Raw genomic sequence first — 12866 nt, 5'->3', positions numbered from 1 at the left:
CGTCGGGGGAACGTCCCCTCCGCAGGCCGGAGCCTTTCGCCTGACGCAATGTAACAGCACATTGCGGGATGTGTGGGGCGCTTAAGGTTTGGCTTCGGTTTTCAGCAGTGGCGGCGCAAGAGCGTTCACACAGGCGGATGAACAGGCAGCTGCACCGGCAGAACAGAAGGCGAAGCCACGCGGCGATCCGCCGCAGCCGCTACCCCGTCGTGCGCTGGAGCCCCAGCGTCACCCTGGTGCCCACCCACGCCTGCTTCAACGCCTGCACCTACTGCAGCTTTCGCCGCCCCGCCGGCACTGCGCCACTGCTCACCACAGCTGAAGCCCGCGAGCAGCTCGCCCGACGGCCTCAGGCCAGCGAAGTGCTGCTGCTCTCCGGAGAAACCGCCCCCGCTTCTCCGCAGCGGGCCGCCTGGTTCGCCCGGCTGCTGGCGCTGAGCAGGGAGGCGCTCGCCATGGGGCGCCTGCCTCACACCAATGCCGGCCCGCTCTCGCCGCGGGAAATGGCGGCCTTGGGGCGGCTGAACCCCTCGCTCGGGCTGATGCTCGAAGGGCTGGGCCCCGCCTACGACCGTCTGCACCGGGCCGCCCCCAGCAAGCGGCTGGAGCGGCGCATCGGCCAGCTCGTGCAGGCCGGCCGGCTGGGCATTCCGTTCACCACCGGTCTGCTGCTGGGCGTGGGCGAAACGTCGGCGGATCGCCGCCGTGCGCTGGAGTTGCTGGCGAGGCTGCAGCGCCGCTGGGGCCATCTCCAGGAAGTGATTCTTCAGCCCTGGCGTCCCGATGGCGCGCAGGCCCGCCCGCTGGATGCAGCGGAGCAGGGGGCTGTGCTCGACTCGATCCGGCTGGCGCGCCGGCTGCTGCCGCCCGAGGTGAACCTCCAATTGCCCGCCAACCTGTGGCCGCTCGATGGCCTGCCGGACGCGATCGCTGCCGGCATCAACGACCTGGGCGGCATCGATGTTCACGATGTGATCAATCCCGCCTACCCCCAACCAAGCCCGGCCCAGCTCTCTGCCCGGCTGGCGGCAGCTGGCTGGCAGCTGCGCCCGCGGCTGTGCGTGCAGCCCGCCTGGATCGCCTGGCTGCCGCCTGCCCTGCGCCGCCGGGCCACTGATCTTGAAGTGAGATTGTTAGCGTCCGACTTCGCCTGAACCGGCTGGACGTGCCGCACGCCACCACCATCGAACCTTCACCGGAACCTTCGCCGGGCCGGCCTGCCGATCACGCCGAAGGCCCCAATGGCGAGCGGGTGCTGCTGATCCGCTTGCCCTGCAATCCGATCTTTCCCGTCGGTCCGGTGTATCTGGCCGATCATCTGCACAAACGCTTCCCGCAGCTGCCCCAGCGCCTGCTTGATCTGGCGGCCCTGCCGGTGCTGGATGTGGAGCGGGTGCTGCTGGCCACGATCGACGCCTTCCGTCCCACCCTGCTGGTGTTCTCCTGGCGCGACATTCAGATTTATGCGCCGGTGGATGGCCGGGGCGGCAACCCCCTGCAGAACTCCTTCGAGGTGTTCTATGCGCGCGACCCGCTGAAACGCCTGCGCGGTGCCATCGGGGGGCTGCGTCTGATGGGGGCGTTCTATGGAGAGCTGTGGCGCAATCTGCGCCTGGTGCGCAAGGGCCTGGCCCGCTCCCGGCGCTATCACTCCAGCGCCCGCGTCGTGCTCGGCGGTGGTGCAGTGAGCGTGTTCTACGAGCAGCTGGGCCGTCGCCTGCCCAAGGGCACGGTGGTGTCGGTGGGCGAAGGCGAGCCACTGCTGGAGAAGCTGATTGAAGGAGTCTCACTGGATGCTGAACGCTGTTTTGTGGTGGGCGAAGAGCCACGGCCTGGCCTGATTCACGAGCAGCCCGCCGGTCTGATCAAAACGGCCTGCGATTACAACTACATCGCTTCAATCTGGCCCCAGCTCGATTGGTATCTGGATGCGGGTGATTTCTATGTGGGCGTGCAGACCAAGCGAGGCTGTCCGCATAACTGCTGCTACTGCGTGTACACGGTGGTGGAAGGGAAGCAGGTGCGGGTGAACCCGGTGGCTGAGGTGGTGGCGGAGATGCGTCAGCTCTACGACCGCGGCGTGCGCGGCTTCTGGTTCACCGATGCCCAGTTCATTCCTGCACGCCGTTATATCGAGGATGCCAAGGAGCTGCTGCGGGCGATTCAGGCGGAGGGGCTCAGCGATATCCGCTGGGCGGCCTATATCCGCGCCGACAACCTGGACGCTGAACTGGCTGAGTTGATGGTGGCTACGGGCATGAGTTACTTCGAGATCGGCATCACCTCCGGCAGCCAGGAGCTGGTGCGCAAGATGCGCATGGGCTACAACCTTCGCACCGTGCTGGAGAATTGCCGCCTGTTGGTGCGTGCCGGCTTCCGCGAAACGGTGTCCGTTAATTACTCCTTCAACGTGATTGATGAACGGCCGGAAACGATCCGCCAGACCGTGGCCTATCACCGGGAGCTGGAGCGGATCTTCGGCGTGCAGCAGGTGGAGCCGGCGATCTTCTTCATCGGCCTGCAGCCCCACACGCACCTAGAGCAGTACGCCTTTGATCAGAACATTCTGCAGCCCGGTTACAACCCGATGAGCATGATGCCCTGGACGGCCAGGAAACTGCTCTGGAATCCCGAGCCACTCGGCAGCACCTTCGGCCGGATCTGCCTGGAAGCCTTCGAGACGAACCCCGCTGATTTCGGCCGCACCGTGATGGATCTGCTCGAGCGCGATTACGGCACGGCCCCGTTGGAGGAGTCGCTGCATGCGCCGGTGGAAGGGCGCCGGGCCCTTGCTACGGCTGTCGGGTGATGATTTCTGGAGCGTTCAGCGGGATGGCGGCAGACGGCCGGACTCTCGACTCTCGTTCACTGCATGGTCTCCAGGCTCCAAGTCGTCCATGACTTTGTTCCGCATCCTCGGCCCATTCTGCTGCGCAGGTTTTATACCGGGGTGCTAAGTCAGCGCGCCGAAAGGGCGTGTTGAATCTGCTGGGGAATGGGTTCGCTCTCGCTGGGTCTTCCTGGTTGAGGAAGATCCAGCTGGCTGCCCCATCCCTTTCGGCAGCCGGCCGCTTGAAAAGGCCTACAAAATCTTCCTTAGTGTGAGGCTCTATGTCGCGGCGCGCCGTTGATTCGGTTTGCGAACCGCCACAGTTTCAGTGTCACTTGAACGTCTAGTCCCCTACTTTCCTGATGCGTTCTCCATTCAATGCCCCGCTACGCTTTCGTCGAGCAGTATTCCGAGGAAGATTGCGGCGCTGCCTGTGTCGCGACCGTGGCTCGCCAGTACGGCAGGAATCTTTCTCTCGCGCGTGTGCGTGAGCTGGTCGGCACCGGCTCCCTCGGTTCCACTCTGTTGGGGCTGCGCCGAGGGGCCGACGCCATCGGCTTTCAGGCCCGAGCGGTGCGTGCCGAGTCCGACTTGCTTCGGCATCTCGACACCGTTCCCCTGCCAGCGATCTGCCACTGGAAGGGCAATCACTGGGTGGTCCTCCACGTTAAGCGCAGGCAGAGCTACCTGATCGCCGATCCGGCTGTTGGGCTGCGCTGGTTGTCCGAGCGGGAGTTTCTGGAGGGCTGGAGCAACGGCGTGATGCTGCTGCTCGAGCCCGATCTCCATCGTCTGAGCCAACAGGAGGAGGCTCAACGGGCCCCCTTCCTGCGGTTCCTGAGGTTGGTGCTGCCCTATCGGGGCCTGCTAGTGCAGGCCCTGGCGATTAATGCGGTGATCGGTCTACTCGCTCTGGCGATGCCGCTGCTGATGCAGTTCCTCACCGACGACGTGCTGGTGAGGCGGGACAGCCAGTTGCTCACCAGCCTTGGGCTGGGAATGCTGTTGCTGTTCGTCTTCCGCAACCTGATCTCCCTGCTGCAGGGCCATCTCGTGGGCCATTTCGCCCAGCGCCTGCAACTCGGGATGTTGCTCGAGTACGGCCATCAGCTGCTGAGGTTGCCGATGACCTATTTCGACAGCCACCGCAGCGGCGAAGTTGTGAGCCGAATCAGCGATGTCAACCGCATCAATGGTCTGATCGGCGATGTGGTGCTTGGCCTCCCCAGCCAGCTCTTCGTCGCCCTGGTGTCGCTCGCGGTGATGTTGGCCTACAGCCCTGCCCTCACGGTCGTTGCCTTGCTCGCATTCCTGCTGGTGGTGAGTGCCAATCTGCTGTTCCTGCCTGCGCTGCGGCAGAAGACCCGCCGTCTCATCGTGCAGTCCGCCGAGAATCAGGGGTTCCTGGTCGAGGCTTTCCGCGGGGCCCAGGTTCTCAAAACCACCGAAGCTACCCCGCAGGTCTGGGATGAATACCAGAGCAATTTCGGAACCCTGTCTCATCTGCGCTGGAAGACGCTGCAGCTGAAGTTGTTTGGCTCCAGCACCACCGAGCTTCTCTCCAACGTCACCACTCTGGCGCTGCTCTGGTATGGAAGCACTTTTGTCATCGCCGGCCGGCTGAGCATTGGCCAGCTGCTGGCCTTCAACGGCATGGGGTTCAACGTCCTGGAGTTCCTGGATTCGCTGGTGGCCTTCGCCGGCGACTTCATCACTGCTCAGGTGGTGTTCCATCGCCTCTCGGAGGTGCTCAATGGCACGGTGGAGGATCCCAAGGCCGCAACGAAGCCCTGGGTGGCGCTTCCACTGGGTTGTGAGATCCGCTGCCAGGATCTCGGCTTTCACCATGCCGGGCGCATGGAGCTGCTCAAGGATTTCGATATCACGATCCCGGGCGGCTTCATGACCGCATTGATCGGCGAGTCAGGTTGCGGCAAAAGCACCCTGGTGAAGCTGATGGCGGGTCTTTATCCGCCCCAGAGCGGCACGATTCACTTCGGACCCTACGGGCTCAAGGACATCTCGCTCGAGTGCCTCCGGCAGCAGGTGGCGCTCATCCCACAGGATCCGCAGTTCTTCAACCGAACCATCCTGGAGAACTTTCGCTTCACCTATCCCGATGCCGGCTTCGATCAGGTGGTGGCTGCCTGTGATCTGGCCCTGGCCGATGAGTTCATCCGCGAGCTCCCCGACGGCTATCAGACAGTGCTGGGTGAGTTCGGTGCCAACCTCTCCGGCGGCCAGCGGCAGCGTCTGGCGATCGCCCGGGCGCTGGTGGCTAGGCCGCCGGTGCTGATCCTGGATGAATCCACAGCGGCTCTGGATCCCGGCTTGGAGCGCCGTCTGCTGGATCGACTTCTGCCGCTGCGGCAGGGTCTCACCACCGTGATGGTTAGCCACCGACCCAGCGTGATCCTCCGCTGCGACTGGATCGTGTACCTGGAGCGCGGCAAGGTGAAGTTTCAGGGACGGCCCCAGGACCTGCGCGATGTGGAACCACTCACCCCCTATCTCCTGCCCGCATGAGCGATCCATCTCCTGTTGATCCGCCCTCGGCTCGGTCCATGCTGACGGTGTCGGCGGAGGCCCGAAAGCCTGAGAAACTCGCAGCGCGGCAGGTCGATGCCGGTCTGGTGCTCCGGCCTAGCACCAGCGAGGAGTTTCTACCTTCGGTGCGGCCGTGGGTGAGGCTTCTCGGTCTGGTGATGCTGGGAAGCTTCGTCAGCGCGGTCGGCCTGATGGCGGTCTGGCCCTACCGGGTGGTGGTGCGTGGAAGCGGCCAGATTCGCCCCACTGGAGAAACCAGTGTCATCCATGCCCCGTTGAGCGGCCGGGTGCGCAGCGTCGACGCCCGGGCCAATCAGTCCGTGCGTCGGGGCCAGGTGATTGCGGTGCTGGATCCCGCCGACCTGGAGGGAAGGCGGGAGCAACTGGCCTCCAGCCGCAGCGCCCTCGAACGGGAACTGGAGGCCCTGCGCAGCCAGAACAGGGCGGCGGTGCAGGGTGCTGAGCTGCAGGTGGAGAAGGCCCAGGCCGCCCTCCAGCTGGCCCAGGCGGAGTTCAACCGCTTCCAGCTGCTGAGGAACAGCGGAGCGATCGCACCGCTCCAGCTCGATGAGAAGGCCGCCAACCTGGAGGTGGCCAGCTCCGACCTGGCCAAGGCCCGACGCGCCGTCGAGGAGGTGCGCTTTCGCGACAATGCCCAGCTCTCCAGGCTCGCCCAGGAGTTCGCCGCCAACAGCGGGGAACGCGCCCAAGTCAGCCGGGATCTGGGCATCACCCTGGTGCGTGCGCCTGTGGATGGAGTGCTCTTCTCCATGCAGCTGTTCAACCCCCAGCAGGTGGTCCAGCAGGGCCAGGAGCTGGCTCGCATCGCCCCCAGCGGCAGGGGGCTGGTGGCGAAGATGACCGTGGCCTCCGAAGATATCGACAACGTGAAGCCAGGTCAGCGGGTGGATCTTCGCCTTGCTGGTTGTCCTTTCCCCGATTTCGGCACCCTGCGGGGAACGGTGCGGTCTGTTTCTCCAGACGTGATCAGGCCGGCGGCTGCGCAGGCACCGCCTCAATCCCCAGCGCCATCAGCAGCAGGGACCTCGTCGGGATACGAAGTCACCGTGGTGCCGCACACCACGGTGATGCGATCCGGCTCAAGGCGCTGTGACGTGCGTCTTGGAATGAACTTCACCGCGGACATCACCACGAGAATGGAAACGGTGCTGCGCTTCGTTCTGCGCAAGGGGAGATTCGTGCTGCCCACCTGACGATCGATCGTGCGATAAATTCCGAATCTCCAGGCTTTGATGATGTTCAGCTGAGCTTGAAACTCCGCACAAAATCATCCCCGCCGGGCGGGGTCTCAGATACCTCAAGGGCGGTCTCTGTCCTCACGTCGGCAACGCAGGGGCGGCTGATCGCCAACCCGGGGACGGGCCTCGGGCATGTCTTGGAGGGATCTGATAATCGATCCCTTGGGAGGTCTTGGCGGGATCTTTATCCGAAGTCACGTCCTCCTATCGGCCAGTGAAGCGGCATCGAAACCTTGTCAGACCCCGACGCTCTGTGCATCGGACAGCAGGGAGGAAATCACTGAGGATGGAGGTGGGGAGTACGAGTCAACCGGACAAAAAAGAACGGAATCGTGATGAATCGATCGGGCGGCTGCTTCAACGGAGTGGCAATGTCCTGCTGGAAAGCCATCAAGGCTACTGAAGATTTCTGGCGACCATTCTCCATTTCTGCAGCAGTCGTCAGTCATGGTCCCACTGTTCACAGGGGCGCTCAAGGACATGTTTTTGAGAATGATTGCTGGATGACTGACCATCCTTGCGCTGCGGTTCGCTTGGTTGGAGGTATTGATTCATCCTGGAAATAAGCGATCGGTTGTGATCCTGGAACGGTATCCACCACTCCATCAACCCGGTTCGCGTCTCTCTGTAAGGGAGCCCCAGGCCAGCAGTGCCCCCAGCCCCAGCCAGCCGATCAGGCCTCCGATTGGATTGGGCACCTCCCCCCCGGGTCCCACCAGCCAGGCCGGCGCCTCAGGCGCCAGTTGCAGCAGCCCGGTCTGGAGCACGAACCAGCCGCCCACCAGGCCGCCATGCAGGCCGATCGCTCCCCACAGCACGCCCCCGTCACTGCGTCGCTGCAGGGCCAGAGCCAGCCCCAGCAGGATCAGCCCGCCCAGCATTCCGATGGCTCCCAGGTTGCCGGCCCGGTACCAGGGATGCACCAGGGCGAACAGCGCAGCCTGCAGCAGCAGGGCGCGGCGGCGGCTCAGCTGCAGGGACAGCTCACCCCAGAGCCAGCCGCGGAACAGCAATTCCTCGGCGAAGCCCACCCCCAGCAGCAGGGCCAGGGCGTTGAGCAGCTCGCCGGCCTTCAGATCCAGCTGCCACGCAGCCTGTCCGCTGGTCAGCAGCACAGCGGCTACCAGTGCCAGCAGCAGGGCGGCCTTGGCCAGTCCGCCCAGGAACGCCCGCACCGCCATCAGCGGTGTCGCCACCACTCCAAGCCGCCGCCAGGGATGGGTGGCTCCCCAGCTGCGGCGCAGGCGCCAGGGCAGGCTGAACAGCAGGAGCAGCAGGGCCACCACCAGCCCGGCCAGGTCGATCTGATCAGGCCGCAGGCCCGGCGCCAACCATTGCAGCGGCCGCGCCGTCAGCCAGCCCACGCCGTAGAGCACAGGAACGTACAGCAGGGTGCCGAGGCCATGGGGCCGGCGGCTCTGCTGTTCCGGTGTGGTCAGCGGCGCGGGAGCCAGGGGCTCCACTACGCCTCCGGTTCGATCGTGCTGGTGAGACCCTTGCCCTTGAGGGTTTCGCTGTAGAACTCCGCCGGCTCCAGATCGCAGACGATCACCAGCCCCACGCCGGTGTTGTGGGCTTCCAGCATCACGGCGATGGCGTCCTGCTCGCTCAGGGAGGGCACCACCTGCCGCAGGGTGGACACCACGTACTCCATCGAGTTGACAGGGTCGTTGTGCAGCAGCACCCGGTAGCGCGGCGAGGGCTTGCGCACCCGCTGCACCTCCTTGTCGATCACCGCCACACCCCCGGGTGATCGGCCGGGGGTTTCAACCGCCTGAGGAAGGGTCATCGCCAAAGGAGGAACAACGGCAAGGGGACGGGGTGACGAGCGGCGCGCAGCCAGAAACGTGAGGTTCGAATTTAGGCAACTCCGGCGGAAGCAGGCACCAGGGAGGCGCGAGCGATGCGGGCCATCGCCTCCTCCACGTTGGCGCGGCTGTTGAAGGCTGAAAGGCGGAAGTAGCCCTCGCCTGCGGCGCCGAAACCGCTGCCCGGGGTGCCCACCACGTTGGCCTCCTCCAGCAGACGGTCGAAGAAGGCCCACGAATCGAGGCCGGCGGGGGTCTTGAGCCACACGTAGGGGGCCTGCTCGCCGCCGTACACCTGCAGACCGGCCGCCGCCAGCTCGCGGCGGATGATCGCCGCGTTCTCCATGTAGAAGGCCACCAGAGCCTTCACTTCGGCTTGCCCTGCGGCGGAGTACACCGCTTCGGCGCCCCGCTGCACGATGTAGCTGACGCCGTTGAACTTGGTGCTCTGCCGCCGGTTCCATAGCCCCCACAGCTCCACCGCTTCTCCTGCGGCGGTGGTGCCCATCAAGCCGCGGGGCACCACGGTGAGCGCGCAGCGCGTGCCGGTGAAGCCGGCGTTCTTGGAGAAGGAGCGGAACTCGATGGCGCAGTCGCGGGCCCCCTCGATCTCATAGATGGAGTGGGGCAGCTCGGGGTCCTGGATGAAGGCCTCGTAGGCAGCATCGAACAGGATCAGGGCGCCCGTGGCGCGGGCATGGTCGACCCACTGCTGCAGCTGGGCCCTGGTGGCCACAGCGCCGGTGGGGTTGTTGGGGAAGCAGAGGTAGATCAGGTCCACCGGCTGCTCGGGCAGCGGGGCGATGAAGCCGTTGTCGGCCGTGATCGGCAGGTAGGTGAGGCCGCCGTACCGGCCGCTGGCGTCAGCCTCACCGGTGCGGCCCGCCATCACATTGCTGTCCACGTACACCGGATAAACGGGGTCGGTGACGGCGATGCGGTTGTCGGGGCCGAGGATGTCGAGGATGTTGCTGCTGTCGCACTTGGAGCCATCGGAGATGAAGATCTCCTCGGCATCGATCGCGCAGCCGCGGGCCTGGAAATCGTGGCGGGCGATCGCTTCGCGCAGCCACAGGTAGCCCTGCTCCGGGCCGTAGCCATAGAAGCCTTCCGCCGTGCCCATGGCGTCGATGGCGGCCTTCATCGCTTCGCGGCAGGCTGCAGGCAACGGTTCGGTCACATCGCCGATGCCGAGCCGGATCAGGGGGGCGTCGGGATGGGCCGCTGCGAAGGCCTTCACGCGCCTGGCAATCTCCGGAAAGAGATACCCGGCCTTGAGTTTGAGGTAGTTGCCGTTGACCTGAACCACTGCTGCCGCCGCCAATGTCGCTGGCAGGCATCCTGCTACGGCGCCGCACGCGCTGGAAGCAGCACGAGTGCAACGCCGCAGGTCACCGCTGCGACAGGCCCCTGCTGCAGTTGACCCGTTTGCTTGCCCAGCCCTGCCCCGCACGCACCAGCAGCTAGCTGCGGGCGCTCCTTGACAGCTGCCTACGATCAGCCTGCGGCCTGCTGAGCGTTCAGCCATGACCATGGCGACTTCGTGTGGTTCCGCTGCTGCCGCGACGCCCACCGCCATCGCCGCGACCCCTCCGCTGCCTCACGGGCGCGTCGCTTTCGACCAGCTGGTGGACAGCACCATCGCCCGCCCCGCCCGTTACCTGGGCAACGAACGGGGCGTGCTGCCGCGCGACTGGGACAGCGCCGGTGCCCGCTGGTGTCTCACCTATCCCGATCTCTACGAGGTGGGCGCCAGCAACCTCGGCCACATCATTCTCTATTCGATTCTCAATGCGATCCCAGGCCAGCTCTGCGATCGCGCCTACCTGCCGGCGCCCGACCTGGCCGAGCGCCTGCGCCAGCAGGGCCAACCCCTGTTCGCTGTCGAAAGCCGCCGCGCCCTGGCCGTCTTCGACATCCTCGGCTTCAGCCTCAGCTATGAGCTGGGCGCCACCAACATCCTCGAGATGCTGGATCTGGCGGGATTGCCACTGCGGGCCGCCGACCGGGGCGACCTGCCGCTCAACGACCCGGCAGCCCCACCCCTGATCTTCGCCGGCGGCCCCACCGCCACCAGCAATCCCGAACCGTTCGCCGCCTTCTTCGATTTCTTCGCCCTCGGCGACGGCGAGGAACTGCTGGCGGAGATTGGCCTGGTGGTGGCCGAGGCCAAGGCCGACGGGCTGAGCCGCTCAGCGCTGCTGGCTGATCTGGCCCATGTGCCCGGCGTCTACGTGCCGGCTCTCTATGCCCCGGGCCCCGATGGTGTCACCCTTCAGCCGCTGCGGCCGGAGCTGCCGGCGCGCGTGTTGCGGCGGGTGGCCACCCCCATGCCCCACTACGGCATGGGCCTCGTTCCCCACATCGAAACCGTCCACGACCGGCTCACGATCGAGATCCGCCGCGGTTGCACCCGGGGCTGCCGGTTCTGTCAGCCCGGCATGCTCACCCGTCCGGCCCGCGATGTGGAACCCGAGGCCGTGATCGAAGCGGTGGAGGAGGGCATGGCCCGCACCGGCTACAGCGATTTCTCCCTGCTGTCGCTCAGCTGCTCCGATTACCTCGCCCTGCCTGCGGTGGGCGTGGAGCTGCGCAACCGCCTCTCCGAGCACAACGTCAGCCTCACGCTGCCCAGCCAGCGGGTGGACCGCTTCGACCAGAACATTGCTCACATCCTGGGCGGCACCCGCAAGGCGGGCCTCACCTTCGCCCCGGAAGCCGGCACCCAACGCCTGCGCGACATCGTCAATAAGGGGCTGACCGACGCGGAGCTGCTGCGCGGCATCCGCACCGCCATGGAGAACGGCTACCGCAAGGTGAAGCTCTATTTCATGATCGGCCTGCCCGGGGAAACCGACGCCGATGTGATCGGCATCGCCGACACCTGCCGCGCTTTGCAGCAGCAGTGCCGCGATCTGGGGCGGCTGGAGCTGAACCTCACGATCAGCAACTTCACGCCCAAGCCCCACACACCCTTCCAGTGGCACAGCGTGTCCACAGCGGAGTTCCGGCGGCGCCAGGAGCTGCTGCGCCGGGAGCTGCGCACGCTCAAGGGCATCAAGTGCAATGTCACCGATCCGCGCCTGTCGGCGATGGAGGATTTCATCGGCCGGGGCGACCGGCGCCTGGCACCGGTGCTGGAGGCGGCCTGGCGGGCCGGAGCCGGCATGGATGCCTGGTTCGAAACGATCGACCGCACCCACGCCGCCTGGACCGGGGCGATTGAGGCCGAGGGACTGGGCGGCCGCTACCGGGCGCTGGAGCTGGGGGACTGGACGGCCACCGGTGCCTTGAGCGGCGCTGATCTGGAGGCCTTCTGCGCCCAGCCACTGCCGTGGGATCACGTGGATTCCGGTGTCGACAAGCGCTGGCTGGCCGAAGACCTGCAACGGGCCCTCGCTGCAGTGGTGGTGCCGGACTGCTCCTTTGAGGGTTGCAGCAGTTGCGGCGTCTGTGGGCCGGAGTTCGGTCACAACGTGGTGGTGGCGCCTCCACCGATCCCTGCGGCGCAGCCGCCGCGCAGCCCCGCCAGCGAACGGATCCAAAGGCTGCGCTTTGTCTTCAGCAAGCGGGGCTCGCTGGCACTGCTGAGCCATCTCGATCTGGCCCGCCTGCTGGAGCGGGCCCTGCGCCGCAGCCAGCTGCCGGTGAGTTTCAGCGGCGGTTTTCATCCCCTGCCCCGGCTGCAGTTCGCCCTGGCGCTGCCGCTGGGTGTGGAGGCGGAAGGTGAATGGCTCGATCTGGAGTTCGCTCAGGTCTGTCCACCGGAGGAGGTGCTCGCGCGGCTGCAGGCCCAGCTTCCACAGGGTTTCTCCCTGCACTCGGTGCAGGAGGTGCCCCTGGCGGGCCCGGCTCTCTCCCAGCAACTGGCGGAGGCCCACTGGAGCCTGCAATTGCTCCCGGAGGTCGCCGCCGGCGCAGAGCCCGGGATGGCTCCGTCCACCGACGACTGGCACCGGGCGATCGAGCATCTGCTGCAGTCCGCCACACTGCCCTGGCGGGACAGCGACAAGAAGGGCCGCCCCCGCGAGCGGGACTGCCGCCCCTGCCTGATCGCGTTGGAGCTGCTGCCAGCGCCGCAGGGCGCTGACAAAACCTCTCTTGTCATCACGGACGCCGCTCAAGCCGCCGCCCCAGCCAGCGCCGAAGCGGCGGCCGCCGCTACCGGGGAGGGCACAGCTGCTGCCTCAGTGACACTCCGCCTGCAGGCCCGCATCGATGCCCAGGGCCGCAGCATCCGCCCCGATCAGGTGCGCCAGTGGCTGGTGGAGGCGCTCGGCCAGCCCCTGCGTCTGGGCCCCTGCCGGCGTGAACGTCTGATCCTGGCGCCGCCGGCCTGAGGGCCAAGGCCTGCAGCGGCAGGTCGCCCTCAACAGCAGCCAGCCACGCTGGCTACCCCCTCCTGCGAGCCACAGCAGCGAT

General features: G+C 66.2%; 8 protein-coding genes. 5 read left to right on the top strand and 3 right to left on the bottom strand.

Going from position 1 to position 12866, the window contains the following annotated elements:
* The first annotated feature begins 137 nt into the window (after positions 1-137).
* From cofG to CJZ80_RS13665, 4 genes are all read left to right on the top strand, one after another.
* Positions 138-1154, top strand: a complete 1017-nt coding sequence (cofG, locus tag CJZ80_RS13680; protein ID WP_094514399.1) for a 7,8-didemethyl-8-hydroxy-5-deazariboflavin synthase subunit CofG — start codon at positions 138-140, stop codon at positions 1152-1154.
* Between the two features lie 98 nt (positions 1155-1252).
* Positions 1253-2809 (top strand): photosystem II high light acclimation radical SAM protein, encoded by a 1557-nt coding sequence (locus CJZ80_RS13675; RefSeq protein WP_094514432.1) that lies wholly within the window; start codon positions 1253-1255, stop codon positions 2807-2809.
* A 399-nt stretch (positions 2810-3208) separates the two neighbouring features.
* On the top strand, positions 3209-5356 hold the full coding sequence (locus tag CJZ80_RS13670; RefSeq protein ID WP_094514397.1) for a peptidase domain-containing ABC transporter: 2148 nt from the start codon (positions 3209-3211) through the stop codon (positions 5354-5356).
* A 158-nt stretch (positions 5357-5514) separates the two neighbouring features.
* A complete protein-coding gene (locus CJZ80_RS13665; RefSeq protein ID WP_233133108.1) occupies positions 5515-6591 on the top strand; it encodes an HlyD family secretion protein in 1077 nt (358 codons plus the stop codon).
* Positions 6592-7241: 650 nt separating this feature from the next.
* Here the strand turns inward: CJZ80_RS13665 and CJZ80_RS13660 are convergent.
* The 3 genes from CJZ80_RS13660 to CJZ80_RS13650 all read right to left on the bottom strand — a co-directional run bounded on the left by CJZ80_RS13660 (position 7242) and on the right by CJZ80_RS13650 (position 9753).
* Complete coding sequence (locus CJZ80_RS13660; RefSeq protein WP_369803092.1) at positions 7242-8099, bottom strand: type II CAAX prenyl endopeptidase Rce1 family protein; 858 nt, start codon at positions 8097-8099, stop codon at positions 7242-7244.
* A complete protein-coding gene (gene clpS, locus CJZ80_RS13655; RefSeq protein WP_094514394.1) occupies positions 8099-8425 on the bottom strand; it encodes an ATP-dependent Clp protease adapter ClpS in 327 nt (108 codons plus the stop codon). The genes CJZ80_RS13660 and clpS overlap by 1 nt, the downstream gene beginning before the upstream one ends.
* 71 nt (positions 8426-8496) lie before the next feature.
* Positions 8497-9753: an LL-diaminopimelate aminotransferase gene (locus tag CJZ80_RS13650; protein WP_094514426.1), complete on the bottom strand. Its 1257-nt coding sequence runs from the start codon at positions 9751-9753 to the stop codon at positions 8497-8499.
* Between the two features lie 217 nt (positions 9754-9970).
* Between CJZ80_RS13650 and CJZ80_RS13645 the strand changes: the two genes are divergently transcribed.
* A complete protein-coding gene (locus CJZ80_RS13645) occupies positions 9971-12784 on the top strand; it encodes a TIGR03960 family B12-binding radical SAM protein (protein ID WP_094514391.1) in 2814 nt (937 codons plus the stop codon).
* Positions 12785-12866: the final 82 nt, after the last annotated feature.

The sequence above is a fragment of the Synechococcus sp. MW101C3 genome, assembly GCF_002252635.1.
Classification (GTDB): Bacteria; Cyanobacteriota; Cyanobacteriia; order PCC-6307; family Cyanobiaceae; genus MW101C3.
The sequence above is the reverse complement of the archived record's forward strand: the minus strand, read 5'-3'. Positions and strand labels throughout refer to the sequence as shown.